Below are 24272 nucleotides of genomic sequence, written 5' to 3'. Positions count from 1 at the left end.
ATCGCGTGTTCACGCCGCCCGATCCGCTGGCCCCCGGGCCCGACCCCGCTTCAGGATGGTCACAGCGGCGCGGGCCCGGCGGCACGGGTTCCTCGTCCGGACGGCATGGACCGAGCGAGCCCCTGGAGGAGCGATGCAGAAACAGAGCGGCGCCGCGCTCGCGCCGGTCCTGCCGTCCCGATACGGCCTCACCACCGACACCCTCCCGGGACTGGAGTCCGTCGCCCCCGGTGACGCCGACTCCGTCTGGCTGTACGACGCCCTCCTCGGCCCGCACAGCGCGGACATCGTCCGCTACCTCGGCCTCGCCCGCGCCACCCAGGGCCCCGGCCCCGTGCTCGACCTCGGCTCCGGCGCGGGGCGGCTCTCCGTCCCGTTCGCCCGGCACGGCTTCGCAGTCGAGGCCGTCGACCGGGAAGCCGACGCCCTGGAGCGGCTCCAGGCCTGGGCCCGTCGCATCGGCCCGCAGGTCGCCGATCTGATCGTGACCACCCGCGCCGATCTCACCGAACTCCGTCTGCACGGCAGCTACCGTCTCGCCCTGCTCGCCGGCGCCATGGTGTCCGCCGTCCCCCCGAGGGCCCGCCCCGGTCTGCTGCGCGAGATCGCCTCGCACCTGGACACCGGCGGCGCCCTCGCCCTGGACTACACCTCCCACCTGCTCCCCGGACTCGTCGCCGAACCGCGGCGGACCTGGGCCTTCCAGGTACCGCGGTTCGACGGGATCGACGAATGGGTGGTCGCCCGGCAGGTCTTCGACCTGGCCGAGATGAGCGAACGGATCACGTACTACGCCGCCCGGACCGGCAAACTCTCCACCGAGCGCGCCGTACTGACCACCGACAAGTGGATCGTCGACCCGGAGCGCCTCGCGGCGGAACTGCGCTCCGCGGGCCTGCACATCGAGGGCCGGCGGCGGCATCGGATCGACGAACGCACCGAGAGCGTGCTGCTCGTCTGTCGTGCGGACGACTGACATCAAGGAAAACCAAGAGGTACGATGCCTGCAAAAGTTTGAACCGACCAGGCGGAGAAGATGGCAGTCGTGGATGAGCCGACAGGCCGCGAGGCGGTGATCCAGCGCCTGCGCGATGTCGGGCTGCGGGTCACGGGCCCCCGCCTGGAGGTGCTCACGGTGCTCGCGTCGGCCGGCCACCTCGACGTGGAGGCCATCACCGCCACCGCCCGCGAGCGTCTCGGCACGCTCACCAGCCAGGCGGTGTACGAAATGCTTCGGCACTTCCAGGAGACGGGCCTGGTCAGCAAGTTCGACCGCCCCGGGATGCCGGCCGTCTTCGAGATCTCCGGACCGCGGCACCAGCACGCGCTGTGCGTGCACTGCGGCCGCGTGGAGAACGTCGACGCCAAGGCGCCCACCCCGCCCCGCGGCAGCCTGCCCGACTGGCGAACCACCGACGCCGAGATCGTCTTCAAGGGTCTGTGCCCCGACTGCGCACAGTCCGCCGCCTCCTGAGACCGCCCACAGGAACCGGACGCCGGTACCGGACGGCCCTGACGGACACGTACCGCACCGCACCCTGAGACCGCTTGAACACCGTGCGTTGCGTTCGAATCTGTGGCAGGGTCTAGCGGGGCGATTCAACGGGATCCGCACGGATCCGAGGGGAGTCTGCTGCACTGTGTCCAAAAACGCCACCGGGACGCGTACGGGAAGCGAACAGGCTCTCGCGGTCTACCTGGAGCTCCGTGCCCACCCCTCCTGCTCCTTCGACGAGGTCGCGGACGGCCTCGCCCTCTCCGCCGGGGAGCGGGAACGATGCCGTGGCGACCTCGCCACGCTCGGTCTGATCGAAGCCGACACGACGCGCTCGGTGATCGACCCCGACGTGGCCCTGGTCCGCCTTCTGCAGTGCGAGCGCGACCGGCTCGAGCGCCGGCTCGCCGAGACCAGCCGGGCCCAGATCACCCTGGAGACCCTGGCGGGCCCCTTCCTCCGGGCCGGTTCCGCCCCCCGCTCCGAGGTCGAGGTCGAGATCGTCTCCGACCCGCACCGCATCGGGCAGGAGCTGGCACGCCTCGGCGCGTCCGTGCAGACCTCGGTGCACTCCCTGCACACCGGTTCGGTACGGCGTGAGGACATGGCCGCCGAGCTGGAGCGCGACCGGCGCTGGACCGCGCGCGGGGTGCGCGTCCGCGCCGTGTACAGCCGACGCATCGGCTCCGTACCGGACATGGCCCAGCATCTGGAGGAACGGGCCGCCCTCGGGGTGGAAGTCCGCTTCTCCCCCGTCGTACCGATGAACATGGTGCTCGCCGACGAGAACTTCGCACTGCTGCCCACCGACGCGCACGACCCGGGGTCCGCGGCGATCCTCGCGCGCGGGCCGGGCCTGGTCCGTTCCTATCTCGCGCTGTACGAGTACTGCTGGCACGCCGCCACCCGGTACGGCGACGAGGAGAAGCCCGAGCACGGCGGCGACGGGCTGTCCGAACAGCAGCGGGCCGCGCTGCGGATGCTGGCCTCCGGCATCAAGGACGAGCAGATCGCGAAGAACCTCGGGGTGTCCCTGCGTACGGTCAGCCGGCTGCTCTCCGAGGTTATGCAGGAGCTGGGCGCGGCGAGCCGGTTCGAGGCCGGGGTGAAGGCCGCCAGGCTCGGCCTCCTGGACGGCGAGGTACGCGACCGGGAGCTGTGACACGGGCCGGTCCGAGGTGACGTGGCCAAGATCGTACGGGGACATCCGCCGCCCCCTGTGACAGGGTGGTGTGGGGAGACGGGGATCGACGAGGGGGGTCACAGCGCCATGGCCACGACGGACGACGGCAGGGAAGGACTGGCCGCCGAGGCGCTTTTGACTCTCTATCAGGAGCTGCGCAGGCGCGGGGTGTCGAGCTTCCGAGAGGCCTGCTCGGCGCTGCGGTTGGCGCCGGAGGAGTACGAGCGATGTCGCGTCGAACTGACCTCCCTCGGCTTGATCGTGCCGACGACCGAGACCCATGCCACGATCGCCGACATCCGGGACACCAGCTGGAAACCGGACACGGACACGGTGGCCACCGTCGATCCCGAGATCGCCCTGCTCCGCCTGCTCGAGCGGGAGCGCGAGCGGCTGCGGGACCATCTGGCCGAGGCCGACAGGGCCTACTCCACCCTGGAGACGCTGGCGGAAACCTTCCTCCGCGCCGGGGCGCTGGCCCGCTCCGAGATCGCCGTCGAGGCCATCACCGACTACCGCCGGATCCAGCAGGCCCTTGAGGACATCACCGATGTGATGCAGGAGAGTTCGGCCGCCATGCACCCCGGCGGACCCAACCGGCAGATCCCCGAGCGGATGCTGGACCGGGACCGGCGCCAGATCGGCAACGGCGTGCGTGTCCGCGCCATCTACCGCAGCCAGGACGCGGTGCGGCCCGAGCTCGCGGAGCTGCTGAGCCGGCGCGTGGCGCTGGGCGTGGAGATCCGCCTGGCGCCCGTCATCCCCATGAACATGATCATCGCCGACCAGCAGTTCGCCCTGGTGCCGATCCGGCCCGAGGAGCCCCGCGAGGGCGCGATCCTGGCGCGCGGCTCGGTGCTGGTCAGGTCCTATCTGGGCCTGTACGAACATTGCTGGCACACCGCGACCCCGTACGGCGACGACGCGGCGCCGGAGCGGGGTGGCGACGGACTCTCGGAGCAGCAGCGGGCGGCGCTCCACATGCTCGCCTCGGGAATGAAGGACGAGAAGATCGCCCGGAACCTCGGGGTGTCACTGCGCACGGTGAGCCGGATGCTCTCCGAACTCATGCAGGAATTGGGGGCGTCGAGCAGATTCGAGGCCGGTGTGCGCGCGGTACGCCTCGGCTGGCTGGACTGAATCCAAACTCCGCTCCCGGAGTGGACGGGGAACGGAGAAGCCCCGCGGCGCCCGTTACGGCGACCGCGGGGCTTTCCCTATTCCAGCTGATTACCGCTGACTCCCCAGCTGAATTCAGCGTGATGTCACGTCAGTTGGTGGGCGCGACCGGGGACGGGCTCGGCGCCTTCGGCCAGTCGTTCTCCGCGCCGGCCTGCTGCGAGGTCGGGGCCGAGGTGGTGCCGGGGGCGGCGGCCAGCGCGGCGCCACCCGCGACGGCCGCACACGCCACCATCGCGACGACGAACTGGCGGACGGTCTTGCGGACGGCCGGGATACGCACAGCAGACATGATTCCTCCAGGAGTTGGAATGGGAATTCCGACTTCGGGGGCCCGTGCCGCCGGGCGCTCCCTGAAGACATCTCCATATTGGCCCGCCCCGGGATACGGATCCAGAGATTCTCCATGCGTGGATCTGCCATGGCGTGGATGCGTCATTCCGCCAATCCGGTGACAGGGCAACGGAATTGAGAGATCCGGAGCGCTACATATCTTTGGTCAGACCAAAAGAGATGCTAGGCTGGTCCTGCGGCCTTCTCGTTCCTCCAGGAGAGGGAGGCCGCCGGGGCAGGGGCGTGCCGCCGCTCCTGCCCCACTCATCGCGGTCTCGTACACCCCGATCGTCCGGGCGGCGGATCCACGCCAGCTCATCCCCCGGGCATGACAGACCGCCGCCTCCCCCATCGACTCCCGCGCCTTCGGATGCGTCGCAAGCCACAGCAGCCGGCGGGCGTACTCCACCGGGTCGTGTCCCCGGACGAGCAGCCCAGTCACCCCGTCCCACACCGCCGTCGGCAGCCCGCCCACCGCGGCCGCGAGGACCGGCGTCCCACAGGCCTGCGCCTCCAGGGCCACCAGACCGAAGGACTCGCTGCGCGACGGCACCACGAGAACATCCGCCGCCCGGTACCAGTCCGCAAGGTGTGACTGCGGTACGGGAGGACACGGCCGCAGCACATCGGTGACCCCCAGCTCGCGCGCCAGCTGCCACGCCGAGCCCTCCCTGCTCGCCCCGGAATGACCTCCGACGACCGGGACGAGCAGCCGGCGACGCAGATCGGGCGCCATCAGCAGCAGCTCCGCCACCGCCCGTACGAGCACATCGGGACCCTTGAGGGGCTGGATGCGGCCCGCGTACAGGGGGATGAAGGCATCGGCCGGCAGCCCGAGCCGGGCCCTGGCGGACGCGCGCCCCGCACCCGGCCGGAACGTCCGCAGATCGACCCCCGGCCGCACCACCTCGGTGCGCGGCACCGAAGCCCCGTACAGCGCGCCCAGCGCCTCGGCCTCGTCGACCGTGTTGGCGATCAGCCGGTCGGCGGAGTCGATCACCTGGTGCTCGCCGCGGATCCGGAGCTCGGGCTCGGGGGTCTCGCCCTCCGCGAGGGCCGCGTTCTTCACCCGGGCCAGCGTGTGCGCGGTGTGGACCAGCGGTATCCGCCAGCCCGCGGAGGCGATCCGGCCGGCCTGCCCGGAGAGCCAGTAGTGGGAGTGGATCAGGTCGTAGCGCCGGTCCGCCTTGAGCAGGGCCAGGGAGAACGGCACGACAAGACCCGGCAGAGCTTCTTTGGGGAGCGCCCGGCACGGACCCGCGTGCAGATGACGGACCCGAACGCCCGGCGCGAGATCGACGAGCGGGGGGTGGTCCTCGCCCCGGCAGCGGGTGAACAGATCGACCTCGGCGCCCTGTTCGGCGAGGGCCCGGGAGAGTTCGACCATGTAGACGTTCATCCCACCGGCGTCCCCGGTTCCTGGCTGGTGGAGCGGGGAGGTGTGGACGCTGAGCATGGCGACGCGCAGAGACACGTGGGGCTCCTGTGAGGGCGGGCCACGTGTCCCTGCGTTGCGTCGCGCACGACCACGCGGCGGTGGGGGTGGATCGGGTGGGGATGGGGGCTGTTCGGAGGGGGTCGGGGGCTGGATCAGAATCCGAAGACGGGGCCGGACGGCGGGGCGAGCCGGGTGCCCGGCAGGGGCCCGGTCAGGGCCGAGACGTCGATCGCCCGGCCGGGCTCGACCTTCAGCGCGGCAGCCAGCCGGTCGGCGCCCTCCGGCATCACCGGCCGGGCCCAGGCGGACAGCGCCGAGGCGACGGCCAACTGGGTGGCGAGAGCGGGCAGATGACGGCATGCCGTGGTGGGCCGGCAGCGCTCGTGCGCGTTGACGTGGCCGAAGTCGGCCACCGAGCGGACCACCTCGTCGAGGACGGCCACCGCCCGCCGAGGGTCGAAGGCATCGGGGCCGTACGCCTCGCGCAGGTCCTCGACGGCCCGGTACAGCCGGCGGTCCAGGATCTCCCAGCCGGTGCCGCCGGGCAGCGCCTCCGGGGCGAGCCCCGCGCACTCCTCGCGTACGGAGGTGAAGAGCCGCGCGAGCCAGCTGTTCCAGTTCTCGTCCAGCTCTCGGCGGGCCGCGGCGAGCCGGTCACGGTGGAAGACCGTGCGGCGACCCAGCGGGCGGGCCTGCAGGACATGGCGGCGCAGGGTGTCGGAGCCGAACTCGGTGAGCAGGTCGAGCGCCCAGACGTTGCCCTCCTGGACGCCCTCCTCGATCACGTACGACTCGTTGACGCAGAAGTCCTGCGGCAGCTTGATGCCCTGGGCCAGGAGCATCACCGGCAGCAGCACGGCATGGCAGAAGGCGTGCCCGAATCCGCAGAAGTGGATGGCTCGGCTCGGCAGCGGGCCCTTGGTGTCGTAGCCGAACAGGTGCATCGCGGCGGCCTCGAAGCAGCCGTCGACGCGATGGTCGGGGAAGCCCTCGACCGGCACCTGGAGCCCCCACGCGGCCGGGTGGCCGACGGCGATGTCCGGCAGCCCGTCCTCCACCAGGGACTCGCACAGCGCGGCGAGCCGGGGCGGGAGGCCGGCGGTGGCCCAGTAGTCGGCGAGTGTCTCGCGGAAGGGTTCGAGGGGGATGTAGAGGCGGCGGCAGCGGCGGGACAGCGCGGCGGTGTCGCAGAGCGAGCACCGGGGCGCGATCAGGTCGCCGCCGTCGTTGGGCCGGGCGCACTCGTGGCACATCCCACCGTCGCTGACCGCGCCGCAGTGCGGGCAGGTGCCGGTGACGTGCGCGCCGTACAGCCAGCGCTCGCACGGCTCGCAGTACGGCAGGAGGCGGGTGCGGGGCGCGATGACGCCCTGCGCGTGCAGGCTGTTGAAGAGGTCCTGCACCCAGCGGCCGTAGCCGCGGTCGCGGCGCGGCCGGACGATGTGGTCGAACTCCACGCCCGAGCGGAGCCAGTCGGCGGTGATCGCCGCGCGGTAGCCCTCGGCGACCTCCTCGGGCTTGCGGTGGTGGCGCAGCGCCCGGACCTCGACGGAGCTGGCGTGGTCGGCGGTGCCGGTGGTGAACCGTACGGGCTCGCCCTCGGCGCGCAGGTACCGGGACAGGACGTCGGCGGCGACGTACGGCCCCGCGAGATGGCCGATGTGCAGTTCGCCATGGGTGGCCGGAGGGGTCGCGGTGATCCAGACAGGGGTGCTCAAGGGACCTCCTTGACGCTGTGATGCGGTGAGCCTCAGCGAGGTGCTCGGCTTCAGCGAGGTTCGAAATGGAAAGAGCGGATGAAGCAGTCACGGGGCTGTTCGACGGCATAGACGATGCATTCGAAAAGGGCCTGGGTTGTCAGCTTCTCGTCCGGTGCTATTCCGTCCGGATTCGATCCGTCCCATTCCGCGAAGCGCGGATCGGAGGTGGAGAAATCGGGCGGGAAGAGCGAGAAGACCCGGACACCGGACGGGCGGAGGCGGCGCGAGAGAATGTCGGCGAAGCCCGCCTGCGCGCTCTTCGCCGCCCAGAACGCCTCATGGGCCGCGCCCGCCACCGCGGAGGCGCCCCCGGCGTCCCGCACGGCCACCATGTTGACGATGTCGGGCCGCAGCGAGCCGCGCAGCAACGGCAGGAAGTGCTTGACCATCAGGACGGTACCGCCGGCCGTGGACTCGATCGTCTCCACGATCTGGTCGTCGCTTGCCGCCTCCAGGTCCATGCCGTCGAGCCAGCGGGCGCCGTTGTTCACCAGCAGGTCGACCCGGTCGGTGCGTTCGCCGACCCGCGCCGCGAACTCGCGGATCTCGGCGGGCCTGCTGAGGTCGCAGCCGAACGCGTGGATACGGTCGCGGGCGGAGCCCATGACCTCGGTACGGGTCCGCTCGGCGGCCTCGACGGTGCGGGCCGAGACATAGACCTCGGCACCGAGATGCGCGAATCCGACGGCGAGCGCGCGGCCGAAATAGCGGGACGCTCCGGTCACGACGACACGCAGATTCTCGAATTTCATGCTCGTCCGCTCTCCCCATGGATACCGGTTGCCGGTCGAATTCAGCGTGGCAGAGGAATCGGCGTCGGAGCGTGGTGGGAGGGGTGCGCGTTCACGCCGTTGCGTGGATACGCCATGGCAGTTCGACCCTGTCGAGCACGGTCGCGCGCTTGCGGTGGACGGCGACGGAGTGGTCGTCGGCAGAGACGGCCACGGGTCCGCCGGGGCTGTGCACGGGCCCGTCCAGGGCCGGTACGACGGTACCGGGGAGCGCGGCCGCGGTGGCGAGCGCGGCGGCGCCGGTGAGCGCGAGCCGGGGGTGCCAGCCGCCGACGGTGAGGGCGCGGACGGCGAGCCCACCGGGCCCGGCCGTGAACGCGGCGATCTTGGGCAGGGCGGAGTGCGGTGCGTGCCCGAGCACCCGGGCGGCGTGGGCGCGCAGCGCGAGAAGCCGCCGGTGGGTGGCGTCATCGGCCCTGAACAGCCCCTCGGCGGTGCGGATCCCGAGGTGTGCGGCGTCGACGAACGCGTACGGATTGCCGTACCGGACGAGGGAGACGGGCAGCCCGCCGAGGACGTCGACGGGGCGGCCGGTGGGGAGTGTCCCGGGGGTGTCGGGCGGCCGGCGGAAGCGGAGGGAGTACGCGCCGGAGTCCGCTTCGGGGGTGCAGCGCACGAGGTCGCCCGTCGTGACGGCATGGACGGTGACCGGCCCCCGGCGGCCGGACGCCACGACACAGGCGAGCAGGGAGTGGCCGCAGCCGGTGCGGAAGTCGAAGCCGCCGTCGGGGAGGGCCTGGACGAAGCGGTAGTCGAGGTCACGGCCGGGGCGGGTGGAGGAGCCGTACAGCGCGAACTTGTTCAGCCGGGCGTACGGCGTCCCGGCGAGGGCCCGGCGCAGCGTGCCGAGTTCGTCGCGCAACGCCAGTGCGCCGTCGGGCAGTTGGCCGAGCTCTACGACGAGCGTGGGCCCGGGCGCGTCCTCCGCCCGTACGACGGTGGCTGCCACCACGGGCGACATGGCGCCACGGGACGCGGCGCCCGGATTCCGGCGCGGCGCGCCGGGGGCGCCGCCCAGGCCTCCCCGGGGCCCGGCAGCACCCTTGCCGGCCTCATGCCGCACAACCCACCGGGATCCTCATGCCCTGCACCACGTCCGACCACAGCTCGTGCACGGCAAGCCCCCACAGGGCCAACGCGTCGTGCTGCGAGGGCCGTTCGAGCTGTCGGGCGAGGAGCTTCTGGACGCGGTCGGCACGGACCTTGCCCCCCAGGACCAGGCGGGCCGGGGAGAGGAGTTCGCGGACCGTGTCGAGCAGCGGGCCGCCCGGGGTCAGCATGGCCGCGATCGGCAGCGTGAAGGGCTGCTTGGGCCGGGTGAGGACCGTGGGCGGCAGCAGGTCCGCCCCGGCCTCGTACAGCGCCCGCTTCCCCCGCAGCGCCGCCGGCGCCAGCGAGCGGGCGTGCGCGACCACCGACGGCTGGCAGAACGGCATCCGCGCCTCGACCGCCCAGGCCATCGACAGATGGTCCACGCGTCGCAGGTGGTACGCGGGCAGCCGCCAGCGCGTCTCGAACCCCGTCATCGCCACCATCCGGTCCGCGCCGGCCGCCTCCGCCGAGCGCAGCTCCTGTTCGATCCGGTCGGCGGCCGAACCCTGGTCGGCGATGAACGCCCGGTAGGACGGCGTGTAGAGGTGCTCGCGCAGCAGCCGCGGCGCCGCCGACAGCGCGTCCGCGTACGCCCCCGCCCAGTCCGCCCCCTCCGGCCCCGCCGGGGTGTCCAGCGCGGCGCGCATCCGGTCGTACCCGCCGAAGAGTTCGTCCGCGCCGTCCCCGGCGAGGGCCACGGTGAAGCCGGCCTCCCGTACCGCACGGAACAGCGCGTAGGTCGAGAGCGCGATGGGGTCGGCGTTGGGCTGGCCGAGGTGACGGACGGTGCGGGTGAGGAGCGAGGGGAGCTCGTCGGGGTCGAGTGCGACCTCGTGGTGTGTGGTCCTGGCGCGTCGGGCGACCGAACGGGCATACGCGGCTTCGGAGTCGGGCCACTTGCCCCGGTAGGTGAGGTGGAAGGTGTGCAGCGGCGGCGCGTCGGCCTCCCGGGCGTGCTCGGCGGCGAGCGCGGTGACGAGCCCGGAGTCGAGGCCGCCGCTCGTGATCGCGCAGACGGGCACCTCGGCCCGGCCGAGCCGGCGCACCTCGCTGCGCAGCACGTCCTGTGTGTCCCCCGCCGGTGCGGCCGGGTGCGGGGTGCGGCGCCGTACGTACGGCCGGAATCCCGGCCGTACGACGGCGGTGGCGCCGGGCGGGAGCACCTCGATGCCGTCGAGGGCGGTGTGGGCGGAGAACGACGTGCGGGTGGCGAGGACGGTGTCGAGGGAGTCCTCGCGCGGGGCGATCCGTACGCCCTCGAACGCGAGCAGCGCGGGGATCTCGGAGGCGAAGCGGGTGGAGCCGTCGGCGGGATCGTGGTGCCAGTGGACCGGCTTCATGCCCATGTCGTCGACGGAGAGGACGAGTTGCGTACGTCCGGGCCTGAGGTCGAGGACCGCGACGGCGAACATGCCGTCGAGGTGGTCGGCGAACGCGGGGCCGTACTCCGCGTACAGCGCGGGCAGCACGGTGCCGTCGCAGCGGTCGGGGAAGCGGTGTCCGCGGGCGGCGAGGTGCCGGCGCAGAGAGGCGTGGTTGTAGATCTCGCCGTTGAGGACGGCGAGGATCCCGGGCAGGTGCGGCAGCCGGTAGGGCTGCTGACCGCCGCAGGGGTCGGTGACGGCGAGGCGATCGCACCCCAGCGACCAGCCGGGCCCGCTGAGCACCTGGTGCTCGTCGGGGCCGCCGTGCCGCTGACGGGCCGAGACCGCCGAGAGCTCGGCCGGCTCGGGGCGGGCCGCGTGGGCCGCCGCCCCGGCGGCGAAGGAGCCGAGGATCCTGCACATACCGGTCACCCTCCAATCACGTCACCCAGCACTACCAATGATTTGAATCTACCAAGTTTTTGAATGGCGCGTAAGTGCCATGTCCGGTTCACGCCACGGCTTGGCCTTGCAGCGCCCCCGCCACCCCAACAGGCTGACCCCATGGAGGACTTCGACCACACCGATCGCACCGCCCCCGCGTCCCTGCTCGTGGTGGCCGCACACCCGGACGACATCGAGTTCTGCGTCAGCGGCACGGTCATGCAGTGGATCGAGCGCGGCACCCGGGTCACGTACTGCATCGTCACGGACGGCGGCGCCGGCGGCTACGACGAACAGCTCCCGCGCCAGGCGATGGCGGACCTGCGCCGCGCCGAACAGGTCCACTCCGCCAAGCTGAGCGGTGTCGCCGACGTCCGCTTCCTCGGCTACCCCGACAGCTTCGTGGAACCGAGCGTGGAACTCCGCCGCGACCTGTGCCGGGTCATCCGCGAGGTGCGCCCGCAGCGGGCGATCATCCCCTCCCCCGAGATCAACTGGGCGCGCGTGGCCGACCTCCACCCCGACCACCGCGCGGTCGGCGACGCCTGCCTCCGCGCGATCTACCCGGAAGCCCGCAACCCCTTCGCGCACGCCTCCCTCCTGAAGGAGGAGGGCCTGGAGCCGTGGATCGTCCACGAGCTGTGGCTGATGACGGGCCCGACGCCCAATCAGTACGTCGACGTCACCCCGGTCTTCGACCGCAAGGTCGAGGCGCTGCGCATCCACACGTCCCAGACGGCCCACTTCGACGACCTGGCGGGCCTGCTACGGGACTGGCTGAGCGAACACGCGACGGCGGGCGGACTGCCGGCGGGCCGGATGGCGGAGGCGTTCCAGATCGTCCACATCGACTGAGCTCGGCCTCCGGCGAATGCCTTACCTTGACGTGGGGCGTACCCGCCGAGGTACGTGACGACAGGCTGGGGGGCATGTGACCGTCGCACAGGTGGTCCGTCGAGGCATTCGGCTCGGGGTGCGCATCGCCGTGGGGCCCGGGGGCTTCTTCGGGCTGTTGTGGCTCGTGTACGCCATCGCGTGGCTCTTCACCGGGATGCGCGGGGACGCCCTCATGGGCATCCTGCGCGGCGTCGTGGCGGTCGGCGGGACGATGGCGGTCGGTGTGCTGCTCGGTGCCGCGACCGGCGGCGCGCTCGCCCTGGCGCCCGACCGGCTCACCGCTCGGGCTCCGCTGCGGGGGCTGCTCGCCGGAGCCGTCGCGAGCGCGCTGTTCCTGCCCGAGACGCTCGTCGTGGCGTTCGCCACCGACCTCGGCTACCTGCCGACCCTGCTCGCCTTCCTCGCCACACCGATCGTCGGCGCCGTGGCCGCGGCGCACAGCGGCGACCTCGTGGGCCGGACCCGACATCACCCCTGGCTGTGGGACCGGGCGTACCGACGGGTGGACTCGCCGGCTCCTTCCACGTGACCGGCGTCCTGCCGCCGTCGGCACCCTCCCTCGGCCGGAGGCGGGCGTCACGCGTGACCGTGGGGGAGAGGCGAGGTCGGTCCGGTCGTGACGCCCCGGCCGCGAACCTACGATGGAGGCATGTCGACGCTCTCCCTCTGGTCGCGTGACTCCGTGCTGTCGATCGGCTCGGTGGGGTCCTGTCTGTCGATCGGCTCGGTCGGCTCGGTCCTCTCCGTCGGGTCCGTCGGCTCGGCCGCCTCCGTCGCCTCGATCGGGTCCTGGCTGAGTACGGGCTCCCTGCTGTCGGCGCAGTCCTGCTGGTCGGTCATGTCCTGGCGCTCCCGCTGCGGGGTGATGGCCGCCGGAACGGGCATGGCGGTCACCGCGGTCGCGCTGATGGCGGCCGCTCGTACGCGCGGGGTCCGCTGACCCCTGGGCGGTCCTCCGGCCTCAGCGGCAGGCCGTCACGGGCGTCACGCCGAGAACACCTGTGAGCGGCACGTCCACGGACCGCCCCTCCGCGCTCAGCCGCACCGCGCCTTCGGTACCGGGCAGCAGCGACCCGCACCAGGTGCCCGACGAGGTCGCGACCTCCACGAGTGCGGCGGAATCCGCCGACTCGGGCTCCGGCCACCAGGCGACCGTGGCGGCGGCCGCCGTCAGGGCCACGGCGGCGAAGGTGAGCCCGATCCCCGTCCGTAGCCGCCGCGCCTCCCCCGCGTCACCGCCCGGCCCGGGCCCACCGAAGAGCGGCCAGGCCGTCCGCGCCACCAGATACGTCGACAGACAGGCGACGGCCAGGGCGAGCAGCACGAGCACACCCGCGACCGCCTCCACGACCCTCGGGGCGGTCGTACCGTTCCCGCTCTTGAGCGCACCGCACAGCCCCACGAATCCCAGCACCGGCAACTGCAGCGACATCCATCCACGCGCCGACGCCTGAAGCCCACCGCCCGAGTCGTCACCGTTCATGCCACCAGCTTGGGGGACGTGACGTGCGGTTCCGCCGCTGGCACGCCGAAGCCGGTGCGGCCGGTGAGGTGGTCGGTGGCCGCCCAGCCCCGGGATGATCCGATCAGGTCACGAGGTGGACCGCCAGTCCGGCGATGAGACCGCTCGAGACGAGCGCCGTCGCGAGCCGCCCCCTCGGCCCCGTCAGGCCGCGGCCCAGCAGCGCCCCGCCCGTGGCCAGGAAGAGCTGCCAGCTGGCGGAGGCGACCAAGGCCGCGAGCACGAAGGCCGTACGGTCCAGGGGGGTGGCCGGACCCGAGGGGCCCGTCGCCAGGATCAGGGCCACGAAGTAGATCACGGTCATGGGGTTCAGGATCGTGATGCCCAGGAACGTGAGGAAGGCGCGCGACGGGGTGAGGGGGCTGTCGCGGTCGTCCCGGCTCGCGAGGTCCCGGGCACGGTAGGCACAGAGGGCCGTCCACGCGGAACGGGCGGCGAGGCCCACGAGGACCACCGCCGAGGCCCAGCGCAGCGGCGCCATGACCGGAGCGAGCAGCGGCACGAGCGCCGAGCCGCCGAGGACCGCGATCAGGGCGTACACCCCGTCCGCCGCGGCCACGCCGAGGGCCGCGCCCGCTCCCGTACGCCAGTTCGTGCGCACCGTGACCGCCACCAGGTAGGCGCCGACGGCGCCGACCGGGATCGCGATTCCGTAGCCGGCGAGCAGGCCGGCCACCACCGCGGCGGTCACGCGACGGACAGGGTCGCGCCTCCGGGGGAGCCGGGCTGCTGCTGTCGGCGGTAGCTGGCGCCGTCCTTCGTACGGGAGAGCAGGCCGCCGGTCACGAGGTAGCGGCGCAGGGCCGGGAAGTCCTCGTGAACGGTCAGGAGCGCCTCGTTGACCTCGCGCTCGGTGTACGAGCGGGTCGGCTCGAAGAGCGTCTCGGCGAGGTGGGTGAGCAGCTGCGCGCGGCGCGGGGCCCTGCGCGGGATCGCCTTCAGTCGTCCTTCGGCGGAGAAGAGGTCCGCCACGGGGGCAATGGAGGCCACGGGGTGGGAAGTCATGCGCCGAAGCGTGGCGCGCGGGCCCTCGCCCGGCAACGGGTTTTCCCGCCGGGGCCCGCTCGGCTAGCTGCCGATGTCCACGTGCACGGCTTCGTAGATCTTCGGCTGGACCTGGGGCATGCCGACCTCCTGGAAGGTGGGCCCTGCCTTCTCCATGAACCCCTGGAACGCCTCTGCCGACTCCCAGACATCCACCACGAGCCAGCCGCTGTCGGCCGGCGCCCCCGCGTGGGAGACGAAGCCGTCGACCGGCCACCACGGTGCGGCGTGGATCTTGCTGTGGTTCTCCTCGTACTGATCCTTCGTGACGCCCGGCAATTCGACGACGACGATGACGGCCATGGTGGTACTCCCGTACGTGGAGGGATGGGTTCCCGACCAGCACATCAGCTGTCCCCCACCCCCGCATGGCGAGGAGGCCGAACGGGCACCACGCGCACGACAACGGCCTCGCCGAAGGGCGGGGCCAGGGCGCTGGGGCCGGGGCGCGGTCAGAGCGTGTGGGCGCTCGCGAACGCGGTGAACGCGGCCCAGGCGGCCGGGGTGGCCGTCAGCTCGCCCCTGGTGTGGTCCTTGGTGTCGCGGACACGGACGTGGGCGAGGTTGTCGGCCACTTCGACACAGGCGTCGTTGTCGTTGCCGCTGTACGTGCTCTTGTGCCAGTTCGGGGAGGTCTCAGTCATCGTGTTCCTTCGCGATTGCACGCATCAGCTCGAAGGACGCCCGGACGCCCAACGCACCCTGTTGGAGCAGATCATAGACGCGCTGAAATCGCATCACCTCTGCCGGTTCCTCGGTGTAGTTGCCCGTGCTGAACCCCTCCGTGTACGCCCCGCGCTCCCCCTTGGGGAGGGTGAGAAGAGCGACGGAGCCAGCCAGGGGTGTTCCCTTCATCGGGAGTACCTGGATGTTCACGGTGGGGCGTTCGCCCATCGCGAGCAGGTGCTCGATCTGCTCGCGCATCACCTGACTGCCACCGATGTCGCGGCGCAGGCTTGCCTCGTCGAGCACGATCACCATCCAGGGCGGGTCGGGCCGGTCGAGTACCTCCTGGCGTTCCAGTCGCCTCCGCACGTAGTCACCGATCTGGGCCGAGTCGCCCGCGAGTCCCGCTTCCATCGCCGCGCGGGCGTAGCCGCCGGTCTGGAGCAGGCCGGGCACGACGAGGGAGAACTCGTGAATGGCGGTCGCTTCGAGCTGCCGCCGCATGTACGTCTTCGCGTAGTCGCGCACATTCTGCTCGGTCAGGATCTTCACGAGGTTCACCAGAGAACCCGGCGGAAGCCGCAGGACGACCTCCAGCTTCTTCGCGAGATCCCGGTCCGGTGGGTCCTCGCCCCGCTCGATCCCGGAGATCCGGCTCCCGCTGCTGAAAGCCTTCGTCGCCACGTACGCCTGCGTCCAGTCACGGCCGAGGGCCAGGCGTGCCTCGCGCACCATGTTTCCGAGGTACTGCTCGATGCCGTCCCCGGGGTCCAGTTCCTTAGCTCCTGGCATATGCCCCGTTCCTCACCTGTGCCTGGGAACCCAACTCCTGGTGAGCGTAGGGGCATCCACGTCATCGTTGGGACATCCCGGAGGAGATCCATCAGAAAGAGAGCCTCCATGCGTACGACCACGAACGCTCCCCCGATCCGCCCCGTCTCCGAGCCCGAGGCCGCCCAGGTGTTCCACGACCTGAAGGCGGCGATGGAGGGAGCCGGCCTCCCCACCGCCGGCCTGTACCGCGACGTCAGGCGAGCAACGAGCGGGGCCGATCTCCACCTCTACGGGCTTGGCACCGTCACAGTGAGTGGGGCCAAGCTGCTCACCGCCGTCCTGCGCGCAGCCCGGCGGGAACAGTGAGGTACCGGACGGGCGATGTCGTGACGGACGCGACCCGGGCCCTCACGGGCCAAGTCCGCGACGTCCACGGAAGCGTACTGACCCTGGTCCGCCCCAGCGGATACGTGTGGGAAGCGGCAGCCGAGCAGTGCTGGACGGCGAGTCCGGAGGAGCGCGCGGGCCTGACCCCGCATGGGGCGTTGCGGATCATCAGCACGTCGCCCGTACGTCCGGGGTCCTGATCGCCGCGCAGAGCAATTGCGCACCGAATGCCCACATACGAGAGGGCGTCACTCGTTCGGGCGGTTCTTCACTCTGTGTGTCGGCGCGGGCATATGCCGTCCGGTACGTTCGCGCAAAACGGCCCCCGCGATGGTTCGCACCCATCAGCGAGGGCCTCGACCGCCAGGAGCAAGCACCTCCCGTGATCTACCGCAACCTTAGCGCGCCCGCGCGCGCCTTCACCCAGTTCTCCCACGAGCTGATCCGGCATCCCCGTCTCAGCTCCGACGCCGTTCGCCTCCTGACCTGGCAGCTCTCCCTCCCCCAGGGCGCGAGGGAATCCCTCTCCCGTACCGCTGAACGTGCCCGGATCGGGTCATGCGCCTTCACCCGCGCCAAGCGACAGCTCAAGGACGAGGGCTTCGTCCACGAGCGGCGCGTACAGGGCGCCGGTGGGCTCTGGGAGACCCAACAGCTCGTCTCCAGCGTGCCGTTGAGCGTCGGCGAGGCGACGAAAATCCTCGCGGGGATGCCGCCCGTACGGACCAGCACGTTACGAGTGTCACCGCAGGTGACACCGGGGCACGGGATTCCGGCCGCCGGTGAACCGGAGGCCCCGCCAACCGGCGGTCATCCAGAGAAACACCCAGAGGGAGACACCTCCGACCTTCCGCCCGTCGCTGTTGCGCCAGTTGAGCCCGCTGAGACCGTCGAGACCGGCGGATCCGTGGCAGCCGGCGCGGCCGGCGCGGCCGGCGACGTGCCCCGAGCGGGCGAGCACCTGGGCGAGGCCCGCGCTCTCGTCGGCGCGCTGCCACTCCTCTCGCCCGTCCTGCGGCACATCCCGCCGGGCATGCGGGACGAGTTGGCCCACCTCACCGCCCGTTGGCTCGTCGCCGGGCACACCTCCGCCGACGTGCACGAGCACATCCTGCGCAGCCTGCCCGTGACTGGTACACCCGTTCACCGGCCCGGTGGGCTGGTGCGCTACCTGCTCCGCGAGGTAGCGCCCCGGCCACCCGTACCCACGCCGACAGGCACCGGGCCGCAGCTGTCGGCGCGGCTGGCCGGGACACGGGAGTGCACGGGCGCACACGACCAGGCAACGCTGTTCCGGCCTGTCGCGGACGAGTCGCTGTGCGCCGCGTGCGACAGCCACGCGCTCAGCGGTAGATGAGGAGTTCCTGTTCCGTCGCGCCCGTCAGGGCGTAGCGCGTGCGGACCAGCGGGCGGCCCGCGTAGATACGGATCAAGGTGGACGCCTCGCCGTGGAAGCGGGCCGGGGGACGGCCGGCGATCCTGTTGCCGAGGGTGACGGGCTCGGGGCGGCCCGGCAGGACCCCGACGAGCGCCGGGGTCTCCCGTCTGCGGCTGGTGACCGACAGGAGGGGGAGCGCGAGCTCCAGCCCGGCGCCGCCGTACGCGCCGGGGGCGCCGAAGGCCTCCCGTACGTCTCCGGCGTGGACCCACTCCCCCAGCGCCACCGCGTCCAGCGTGCCGTCGGTCTCCGCGATCACCGGGCCGGCCTCCGTGAAACCGCGCTCCAGTTCGTCGAGGATCCGGCCGAGCGGCCAGGACTCCCGCTCGGCGACGTCGGCCGCGTTGGCCTCCGGCAGGAAGACGCCTTCTTCGAGGCGGTCCTCGACGATCCTGACGAGGGCCGCCGCGCAGTGCGCGAGGACCTGCCGGGCCGTCCAGCCCGGGCAGGCGGTGCGCAGGTCGAACGCCGCCTCCGGAATGCGTCGCAGCAACGGCATCAGCGCGTCCCGTTCCGTCCGCAGCAGCCGGTCCGGGAGCCACGGATCACGTACATCGGGGTCGCGCACGTCAGTCGTACACATCAGTAGCGGTAGTGGTCCGGCTTGTACGGTCCCTCCACCGGGACCCCGATGTACGACGCCTGCTCCGGGCGCAGCTCGGTCAGCCGCACGCCCAGCGCGTCGAGGTGGAGCCGCGCGACCTTCTCGTCCAGGTGCTTCGGGAGCACGTAGACGTCGGTCGGGTACTCCTCCGGCTTGGTGAAGAGCTCGATCTGGGCCAGGGTCTGGTCCGCGAAGGAGTTCGACATCACGAACGACGGGTGCCCGGTCGCGTTGCCCAGGTTGAGGAGCCGGCCCTCCGACAGCACGATCACGACCTTGCCGTCGGGGAAGGTCCAGGTGTGGACCTGCGGCTTGACCTCGTCCTTCACGATGCCGGGGATCCGGGCGAGCCCCGCCATGTCGATCTCGTTGTCGAAGTGGCCGATGTTCCCCACGATCGCCTGGTGCTTCATCCTGGCGATGTCCGACGCCATGATGATGTCCTTGTTGCCGGTCGTCGTGATGAAGATGTCCGCCGTCTCGACCACGTCGTCCAGGGTCGCGACCTGGTAGCCGTCCATCGCCGCCTGGAGCGCGCAGATCGGGTCGATCTCCGTGACGATCACCCGCGCGCCCTGCCCGCGCAGCGACTCCGCCGAGCCCTTGCCCACATCGCCGTAGCCGCAGACCACGGCCGTCTTGCCGCCGATCAGCACGTCCGTCGCCCGGTTGATGCCGTCGACCAGGGAGTGCCGGCAGCCGTACTTGTTGTCGAACTTCGACTTCGTCACGGCGTCGTTCACGTTGATCGCCGGGAAGAGCAGCGCACCCTCGCGGTGCATCTCGTACAGGCGGTGGACACCGGTCGTGGTCTCCTCGGTGACCCCGCGGATCCCGGCGGCGAGCGCCGTCCAGTCGATCGACGTGCGCCGCAACAGCTCGAGGACGACGCGCAGTTCGTCGTTGTCCGCCGTCGACGGGTCCGGGACCTCGCCCGCCTTCTGGTACTCCACACCCTTGTGGACGAGGAGCGTGGCGTCACCGCCGTCGTCCAGGATCATGTTGGGACCGATCGCGCCGGGCCAGGTCAGGGCCTGTTCCGTGCACCACCAGTACTCCTCCAGGGTCTCGCCCTTCCAGGCGAAGACCGGGATCCCGGCGGCGGCGATCGCGGCGGCCGCGTGGTCCTGGGTCGAGTAGATGTTGCACGACACCCAGCGCACCTCGGCGCCGAGCGCGACGAGCGTCTCGATGAGGACGGCCGTCTGCACGGTCATGTGCAGGGAGCCGGTGATCCGGGCGCCGGCCAGGGGCCGGGCCTCCGCGTACTCCCGGCGGATCGCCATCAGGCCGGGCATCTCGTGCTCGGCCAGCGTGATCTCCTTGCGGCCGAACTCGGCCAAGGAGATGTCCGCGACCTTGTAGTCGTTGTCAGGCATGGTCAACGCTCCTCGCGTGTGGTGGGAAAGAGTGCGATGCGCGGTCAACGCCGGCCCCCCGCGTTGAAGTAGCTCGCCTCCGGGTGGTGGACGACGATCGCGTCCGTCGACTGCTCGGGGTGCAGCTGGTACTCCTCCGACAGCTCGACCCCGATCCGCTCGGGCCGGAGCAGGTCGGCGATCTTCGCCCGGTCCTCCAGGTCGGGGCAGGCCGGGTAGCCGAGCGAGTAGCGACAGCCCTGGTACTCGGTGCGCAGCATTCCTTCGATGCCCGCCGGGTCCGTTCCCCCGATGCCCCATTCCGCGCGCACCCGCGCGTGCCAGTACTCGGCCAGCGCCTCCGCCAACTGCACGGACAGACCGTGCAGTTCGAGATAGTCGCGGTAGCGGTCCGCGGCGAACAGCTTCGCCGTCTCCCCGCCGATCCGGGAGCCGACCGTGACGACCTGGAGCGCGAGGACGTCCACCTCGCCCGCGTCTTCGGCGCGGAAGAAGTCGGCCAGGCAGAGGCGGCGGCCCCGCTGTTGGCGGGGGAAGGAGAAGCGGGTCCGCTCGCCTCCGTCCTCGTCCAGGACTATCAGGTCGTCGCCCTTGGACACACAGGGGAAGTAGCCGTGGACCACGGCCGCTTCGAGGAGCTGGTCGGTCTGGAGCCGGTCCAACCAGCCGCGCAGCCGCGGCCGGCCCTCCGACTCGATCGTCCCGTCGTCCTTGAGCCCCCACTGCCCTTTGAACAGGGCACCTTCGTCGAGCCAGGACGCGTACTCGGCGAGCTGGATGCCCTTGACGACCCGCGTGCCGAGGAACGGCGGCTCCGGTACGGGGTGGTCCGTGGCCACGTCCGAGCGGCCCGCCGGCTCGGGCTCCCGTACCTCCAGGACGGGCGTGTCCCGCCTGGGCACACGCCGCTGCTTCAGCTCCGGGAGCACGGCGCCGGGGACGCCCCGCTTGACCGCCATCAGCGCGTCCATCAGCCGCAGGCCCTCGAAGGCGTCCCGGGCGTAGCGCACCTCGCCCGCGTACAGCTCGTGCAGGTCCTGCTCGACGTACGCCCTGGTCAGCGCGGCGCCACCCAGGATCACGGGGAACTTCGCCGCGAGTCCACGGCCGTTCAGCTCCTCCAGGTTCTCCTTCATGATCACGGTCGACTTGACCAGCAGGCCGGACATGCCGATGACGTCGGCGCGGTGCTCCTCGGCGGCGTCCAGGATCGCGGAGACCGGCTGCTTGATGCCGAGGTTGACGACGTTGTAGCCGTTGTTGGACAGGATGATGTCGACGAGGTTCTTGCCGATGTCGTGGACGTCTCCGCGCACGGTGGCCAGCACGATCGTCCCCTTGCCCTCGGCGTCCGACTTCTCCATGTGCGGTTCGAGGTAGGCGACGGCCGTCTTCATGACCTCGGCGGACTGGAGCACGAACGGCAGCTGCATCCGACCCGAGCCGAAGAGCTCGCCGACGACCTTCATCCCGTCCAGCAGGATGTCGTTGACGATGTCGAGGGCCGGCCGCCCCTCCAGGGCCTCCGCGAGGTCGGCCTCCAGGCCGTTCTTCTCGCCGTCGACGATCCGCCGCTTCAGGCGCTCCTCCAGGGGCAGCGCGAGCAGCTCCTCGGCCTTCCCGGCCTTCAGGGACTTCGCCGTCGCGCCCTCGAAGAGCTCAAGGAGGCGCTGCAGCGGGTCGTAGCCCTCCCGCCGCCGGTCGTGGATCAGATCGAGCGCGACCTCGACCTGCTCCGGCTCCAGGCGTGCGATCGGGAGGATCTTCGACGCGTGCACGATCGCCGAGTCGAGTCCCGCCTTCAGGCACTCGTCGAGGAAGACCGAGTTCAGCACGATCCGGGCGGCCGGGTTCAGCCCGAAGGAGATGTTGGACAGGCCGAGCGTGGTCTGGACGTCCGGGTGGCGGCGCTTGAGCTCCCTGATCGCCTCGATGGTGTGGATGCCGTCGCGCCGGGACTCCTCCTGCCCGGTGCAGATCGTGAACGTCAGACAGTCGATCAGGATGTCCGACTCCCTGATGCCCCACTTCTCCGTCAGATCGGCGATGATCCGCTCCGCGATCGCGACCTTCGCCTCGACCGTGCGGGCCTGGCCCTCCTCGTCGATCGTCAGGGCCATCAGCGCGGCCCCGTGCTCCTTCGCGAGCGCCGTGACCTGCGCGAACCGGGACTCGGGCCCGTCACCGTCCTCGTAGTTGACCGAGTTGATCACGGCCCGGCCGCCGAGTTTCTCGAGCCCGGCACGCAGCACGCCCAGCTCGGTCGAGTCGAGCACGATCGGCAGCGTGGACGCGGTGGCGAAACGCCCCGCCAGCTCGGCCATGTCGGCCGTCCCGTCCCGGCCGACGTAGTCCACACACAGATCGAGCATGTGCGCGCCCTCGCGGATCTGGTCGCGCGCCATCTCCACACAGTCGTCCCAGCGGCCGTCCAGCATGGCCTCGCGGAACTTCTTGGATCCGTTGGCGTTGGTCCGCTCCCCGATCGCCAGATACGACGTGTCCTGGCGGAAGGGCACATGGCTGTAGAGCGAGGAGGCGCCCGGTTCCGGGACCGGGGTACGGGCCGGCACGGCCGCGCCTCGCACCCGCTCCACGATCTCGCGCAGATGCTCCGGGGTCGTCCCGCAGCAGCCGCCGACGAGCGCGGGGCCGTACTCCCGTACGAAACGCTCCTGGGCGTCGGCCAGTTCGGCGGGCGACAGCGGATAGTGGGCCCCGTCCGAGGTCAGCACCGGCAGTCCTGCGTTGGGCATCACCGACACCGGGATCCCCGTGTGCCGCGACAGATACCGCAGGTGCTCGGCCATCTCCGCCGGGCCGGTGGCGCAGTTCAGCCCGATCATGTCGATGCCGAGCGGCTCCAGGGCGGTGAGCGCCGCCCCGATCTCCGAGCCGAGGAGCATCGTGCCCGTCGTCTCCACGGTGACCTGCACGATCAGCGGCAGGTCGAGCCCGCACCACTCCAGGGCCCGGCGGGCGCCGACGACGGCAGCCTTCGTCTGGAGCAGGTCCTGCGAGGTCTCGATCAGCAGGGCGTCGGCGCCGCCCCGCAGCAGCCCCTCGGCATTCTGCCGGTACGCCTCGCGCAGCGGCTCGTACGTGATGTGGCCGAGGGTCGGCAGCTTCGTGCCGGGGCCCATGGAACCGAGGACCCAGCGGGGCCGGCCGTCGCGGGCCGTGTGGGCGTCGGCGGTGGTACGGGCGATCCGGGCGCCGGCCTCGGACAGCTCGTAGACCCGGTTCTCGATGCCGTACTCGGCGAGGGCGGCGAGGTTCGCGCCGAAGGTGTTGGTCTCGACGCAGTCCACGCCGACGGAGAAGTAGGCGTCGTGGACGGAGGCGACGATGTCGGGCCGCGTGACGTTCAGGATCTCGTTGCAGCCCTCCAGGTTCTGGAAGTCGTCCATCGTCGGGTCGGCGGCCTGGAGCATCGTGCCCATCGCCCCGTCGGCGACGACGACCCGGGTCGCGAACTCGTCCCGCAGCGACCTCCTCATGACAACCCCCTGAGATGAACGAGCAGTTCGGCCGTGCAGCCCATGCCGTACGTCGTCCTGATCCGGTCCACGAGCGGGTCGCGGTGCAGCCGGTACTCCTGCGTGCCCACGTAGTCGAGGACGGTGGCGGCGACCGCGCAGCCCAGCTGCGCCGCGCACCGCTCCGGCACGCCCCACGCCGTACCGGCGAGGAACCCGGCGCGGAAGGCGTCCCCGACACCGGTCGGGTCGACGACCCCGGGCACCGGCACGGCCGGCACGGCCAGGGTGTCCCGGTCCTCGCCGCGGATACGGACACCGGCCTCGCCGTGGGTGGTGACCCAGACGCCGACCCGGCGCAGGATCTCTGCCTCCGACCAGCCCGACTTCTCGCCGAGAAGGGCCGTCTCGTACTCGTTGGAGAACAGCCACCGCGCGCCGTCCACCAGCTCCCGCACCTCGTCCCGGCCGAGCCGCGCCAGCTGCTGCGACGGGTCGGCGGCGAACGGAATCCCGAGCTCGCGGCAGGTGCGGGTGTGCCGGAGCATGGCCTCGGGATCGTCCGGGGAGACCAGGACCAGTTCCAGACGCCCCGTCCGGGCGACGACCTCCCGCAGGTCGATCTCGCGGGCCTCGGCCATCGCTCCGGCGTAGAAGGTGGCGATCTGGTTCTGCGCCCGGTCGGTGGTACAGACGAACCGGGCGGTGTGGAGCGACGCGCTGACGCGCACCGAGTCGGTGTCCACACCGTGGTCCTTCAGCCAGATCCGGTACGGCTCGAAGTCGGCGCCGACCGCGCCCACGAGGACCGGGCGCAGTCCGAGGACCCCGAGCCCGAAGGCGATGTTCGCTGCCACTCCGCCGCGCCTGACCTCCAGGTTGTCGGCGAGGAACGACAGGGAGACCCGGTCGAGCCGGTCGGCGAGCAGCTGCTCGCTGAACCAGCCGGGGAAGGTCATCAGATGGTCGGTCGCGATGGATCCCGTGACAGCGATACGCACCC

General features: G+C 71.5%; 25 protein-coding genes. 9 read left to right on the top strand and 16 right to left on the bottom strand.

Annotated elements, in window-relative coordinates:
• The first annotated feature begins 133 nt into the window (after positions 1–133).
• The 4 genes from ACZ561_RS32560 (at position 134) to ACZ561_RS32545 (ending at position 3818) form a co-directional block, all read left to right on the top strand.
• Entirely contained in the window at positions 134–976 is an 843-nt protein-coding gene (locus tag ACZ561_RS32560) for an SAM-dependent methyltransferase (RefSeq protein ID WP_471001946.1), read from the top strand.
• Between the two features lie 69 nt (positions 977–1045).
• The gene (locus ACZ561_RS32555) at positions 1046–1474 is read left to right on the top strand and encodes a Fur family transcriptional regulator (RefSeq protein WP_471001943.1); all 429 of its coding nucleotides are present in this window, start codon (positions 1046–1048) and stop codon (positions 1472–1474) included.
• A gap of 166 nt (positions 1475–1640) precedes the next feature.
• Entirely contained in the window at positions 1641–2657 is a 1017-nt protein-coding gene (locus tag ACZ561_RS32550; protein WP_471001940.1) for a LuxR C-terminal-related transcriptional regulator, read from the top strand.
• Positions 2658–2765: 108 nt separating this feature from the next.
• Positions 2766–3818 (top strand): LuxR C-terminal-related transcriptional regulator, encoded by a 1053-nt coding sequence (locus ACZ561_RS32545; RefSeq protein WP_471001937.1) that lies wholly within the window; start codon positions 2766–2768, stop codon positions 3816–3818.
• Positions 3819–3948: 130 nt separating this feature from the next.
• Here ACZ561_RS32545 and ACZ561_RS32540 read toward each other — a convergent pair whose 3' ends face one another.
• The 6 genes from ACZ561_RS32540 to asnB form a co-directional block, all read right to left on the bottom strand.
• Positions 3949–4149 carry a hypothetical protein gene (locus tag ACZ561_RS32540; protein WP_471001934.1) on the bottom strand — a complete coding sequence of 67 codons (201 nt, stop codon included), beginning with the start codon at positions 4147–4149 and terminating at the stop codon, positions 3949–3951.
• 207 nt (positions 4150–4356) lie between these two features.
• Positions 4357–5664: a D-inositol-3-phosphate glycosyltransferase gene (mshA, locus tag ACZ561_RS32535; RefSeq protein ID WP_471001931.1), complete on the bottom strand. Its 1308-nt coding sequence runs from the start codon at positions 5662–5664 to the stop codon at positions 4357–4359.
• 116 nt (positions 5665–5780) lie between these two features.
• Positions 5781–7346, bottom strand: a complete 1566-nt coding sequence (locus ACZ561_RS32530; RefSeq protein WP_471001927.1) for a class I tRNA ligase family protein — start codon at positions 7344–7346, stop codon at positions 5781–5783.
• A 50-nt stretch (positions 7347–7396) separates the two neighbouring features.
• On the bottom strand, positions 7397–8140 hold the full coding sequence (locus ACZ561_RS32525) for an SDR family oxidoreductase (RefSeq protein ID WP_471001924.1): 744 nt from the start codon (positions 8138–8140) through the stop codon (positions 7397–7399).
• Between the two features lie 91 nt (positions 8141–8231).
• Entirely contained in the window at positions 8232–9140 is a 909-nt protein-coding gene (locus ACZ561_RS32520) for a PrpF domain-containing protein (protein ID WP_471001921.1), read from the bottom strand.
• Between the two features lie 91 nt (positions 9141–9231).
• Entirely contained in the window at positions 9232–11058 is a 1827-nt protein-coding gene (gene asnB / locus ACZ561_RS32515) for an asparagine synthase (glutamine-hydrolyzing) (protein ID WP_471001918.1), read from the bottom strand.
• 141 nt (positions 11059–11199) lie between these two features.
• Here asnB and ACZ561_RS32510 point away from each other — a divergent pair, with 141 nt between their 5' ends.
• The 3 genes from ACZ561_RS32510 (at position 11200) to ACZ561_RS32500 (ending at position 12916) form a co-directional block, all read left to right on the top strand.
• Positions 11200–11934 (top strand): PIG-L deacetylase family protein, encoded by a 735-nt coding sequence (locus ACZ561_RS32510; protein WP_376441639.1) that lies wholly within the window; start codon positions 11200–11202, stop codon positions 11932–11934.
• Between the two features lie 76 nt (positions 11935–12010).
• Positions 12011–12505 (top strand): hypothetical protein, encoded by a 495-nt coding sequence (locus ACZ561_RS32505; protein ID WP_471001915.1) that lies wholly within the window; start codon positions 12011–12013, stop codon positions 12503–12505.
• 120 nt (positions 12506–12625) lie between these two features.
• Positions 12626–12916, top strand: a complete 291-nt coding sequence (locus ACZ561_RS32500) for a hypothetical protein (protein WP_471001912.1) — start codon at positions 12626–12628, stop codon at positions 12914–12916.
• A gap of 21 nt (positions 12917–12937) precedes the next feature.
• Here the strand turns inward: ACZ561_RS32500 and ACZ561_RS32495 are convergent, their stop codons facing one another.
• From ACZ561_RS32495 to ACZ561_RS32470, 6 genes are all read right to left on the bottom strand, one after another.
• On the bottom strand, positions 12938–13459 hold the full coding sequence (locus ACZ561_RS32495) for a hypothetical protein (RefSeq protein WP_471001909.1): 522 nt from the start codon (positions 13457–13459) through the stop codon (positions 12938–12940).
• A 103-nt stretch (positions 13460–13562) separates the two neighbouring features.
• On the bottom strand, positions 13563–14189 hold the full coding sequence (locus tag ACZ561_RS32490; RefSeq protein ID WP_471001906.1) for a LysE/ArgO family amino acid transporter: 627 nt from the start codon (positions 14187–14189) through the stop codon (positions 13563–13565).
• A complete protein-coding gene (locus tag ACZ561_RS32485) occupies positions 14186–14503 on the bottom strand; it encodes a DUF2087 domain-containing protein (protein ID WP_471001904.1) in 318 nt (105 codons plus the stop codon). The genes ACZ561_RS32490 and ACZ561_RS32485 overlap by 4 nt, the downstream gene beginning before the upstream one ends.
• Before the next feature lie 63 nt (positions 14504–14566).
• Positions 14567–14845 carry a hypothetical protein gene (locus ACZ561_RS32480; protein WP_471001901.1) on the bottom strand — a complete coding sequence of 93 codons (279 nt, stop codon included), beginning with the start codon at positions 14843–14845 and terminating at the stop codon, positions 14567–14569.
• A gap of 149 nt (positions 14846–14994) precedes the next feature.
• Positions 14995–15186 carry a DUF397 domain-containing protein gene (locus ACZ561_RS32475; protein ID WP_471001899.1) on the bottom strand — a complete coding sequence of 64 codons (192 nt, stop codon included), beginning with the start codon at positions 15184–15186 and terminating at the stop codon, positions 14995–14997.
• A complete protein-coding gene (locus ACZ561_RS32470; protein WP_471001896.1) occupies positions 15179–16000 on the bottom strand; it encodes a helix-turn-helix domain-containing protein in 822 nt (273 codons plus the stop codon). The genes ACZ561_RS32475 and ACZ561_RS32470 overlap by 8 nt, the downstream gene beginning before the upstream one ends.
• 108 nt (positions 16001–16108) lie before the next feature.
• Between ACZ561_RS32470 and ACZ561_RS32465 the strand changes: the two genes are divergently transcribed.
• Positions 16109–16348: a hypothetical protein gene (locus ACZ561_RS32465; protein WP_471001893.1), complete on the top strand. Its 240-nt coding sequence runs from the start codon at positions 16109–16111 to the stop codon at positions 16346–16348.
• A 403-nt stretch (positions 16349–16751) separates the two neighbouring features.
• A complete protein-coding gene (locus ACZ561_RS32460; RefSeq protein WP_471001890.1) occupies positions 16752–17726 on the top strand; it encodes a hypothetical protein in 975 nt (324 codons plus the stop codon).
• Here the strand turns inward: ACZ561_RS32460 and ACZ561_RS32455 are convergent.
• Genes ACZ561_RS32455 through ACZ561_RS32440 form a run of 4 tightly spaced genes read right to left on the bottom strand, consistent with a single transcriptional unit; the run spans position 17713 to position 24270 of the window.
• A complete protein-coding gene (locus tag ACZ561_RS32455; RefSeq protein WP_471001887.1) occupies positions 17713–18390 on the bottom strand; it encodes a maleylpyruvate isomerase family mycothiol-dependent enzyme in 678 nt (225 codons plus the stop codon). The two genes, ACZ561_RS32460 and ACZ561_RS32455, sit on opposite strands and share 14 nt — an antisense overlap.
• Positions 18390–19790, bottom strand: coding sequence for an adenosylhomocysteinase (gene ahcY, locus ACZ561_RS32450; protein ID WP_471001884.1), 1401 nt, complete (start codon positions 19788–19790; stop codon positions 18390–18392). Before ahcY ends, ACZ561_RS32455 begins: the two co-directional genes overlap by 1 nt.
• A 44-nt stretch (positions 19791–19834) precedes the next feature.
• Entirely contained in the window at positions 19835–23290 is a 3456-nt protein-coding gene (gene metH / locus ACZ561_RS32445; protein ID WP_471001882.1) for a methionine synthase, read from the bottom strand.
• A complete protein-coding gene (locus ACZ561_RS32440) occupies positions 23287–24270 on the bottom strand; it encodes a carbohydrate kinase family protein (protein WP_376441604.1) in 984 nt (327 codons plus the stop codon). Before ACZ561_RS32440 ends, metH begins: the two co-directional genes overlap by 4 nt.
• Between the last annotated feature and the right edge of the window lie 2 nt (positions 24271–24272).

This window comes from Streptomyces sp. NPDC039609, from assembly GCF_055596705.1.
Note: the sequence above shows the minus strand (reverse complement) of the source record. Positions and strands in the feature narration are given on the sequence as shown.

Coding starts and splice junctions, on each gene's coding strand:
- ACZ561_RS32560 (WP_471001946.1), top strand. CDS start 134: ATGCAGAAACAGAGCGGCGCCGCGCTCGCGCCGGTCCTGCCGTCCCGA.
- ACZ561_RS32545 (WP_471001937.1), top strand. CDS start 2,766: ATGGCCACGACGGACGACGGCAGGGAAGGACTGGCCGCCGAGGCGCTT.
- ACZ561_RS32540 (WP_471001934.1), bottom strand. CDS start 4,149: ATGTCTGCTGTGCGTATCCCGGCCGTCCGCAAGACCGTCCGCCAGTTC.
- ACZ561_RS32525 (WP_471001924.1), bottom strand. CDS start 8,140: ATGAAATTCGAGAATCTGCGTGTCGTCGTGACCGGAGCGTCCCGCTAT.
- ACZ561_RS32520 (WP_471001921.1), bottom strand. CDS start 9,140: ATGTCGCCCGTGGTGGCAGCCACCGTCGTACGGGCGGAGGACGCGCCC.
- asnB (WP_471001918.1), bottom strand. CDS start 11,058: ATGTGCAGGATCCTCGGCTCCTTCGCCGCCGGGGCGGCGGCCCACGCG.
- ACZ561_RS32510 (WP_376441639.1), top strand. CDS start 11,200: ATGGAGGACTTCGACCACACCGATCGCACCGCCCCCGCGTCCCTGCTC.
- ACZ561_RS32500 (WP_471001912.1), top strand. CDS start 12,626: ATGTCGACGCTCTCCCTCTGGTCGCGTGACTCCGTGCTGTCGATCGGC.
- ACZ561_RS32495 (WP_471001909.1), bottom strand. CDS start 13,459: ATGAACGGTGACGACTCGGGCGGTGGGCTTCAGGCGTCGGCGCGTGGA.
- ACZ561_RS32485 (WP_471001904.1), bottom strand. CDS start 14,503: ATGACTTCCCACCCCGTGGCCTCCATTGCCCCCGTGGCGGACCTCTTC.
- ACZ561_RS32480 (WP_471001901.1), bottom strand. CDS start 14,845: ATGGCCGTCATCGTCGTCGTCGAATTGCCGGGCGTCACGAAGGATCAG.
- ACZ561_RS32475 (WP_471001899.1), bottom strand. CDS start 15,186: ATGACTGAGACCTCCCCGAACTGGCACAAGAGCACGTACAGCGGCAAC.
- ACZ561_RS32470 (WP_471001896.1), bottom strand. CDS start 16,000: ATGCCAGGAGCTAAGGAACTGGACCCCGGGGACGGCATCGAGCAGTAC.
- ACZ561_RS32465 (WP_471001893.1), top strand. CDS start 16,109: ATGCGTACGACCACGAACGCTCCCCCGATCCGCCCCGTCTCCGAGCCC.
- ACZ561_RS32455 (WP_471001887.1), bottom strand. CDS start 18,390: ATGTGTACGACTGACGTGCGCGACCCCGATGTACGTGATCCGTGGCTC.
- ahcY (WP_471001884.1), bottom strand. CDS start 19,790: ATGCCTGACAACGACTACAAGGTCGCGGACATCTCCTTGGCCGAGTTC.
- metH (WP_471001882.1), bottom strand. CDS start 23,290: ATGAGGAGGTCGCTGCGGGACGAGTTCGCGACCCGGGTCGTCGTCGCC.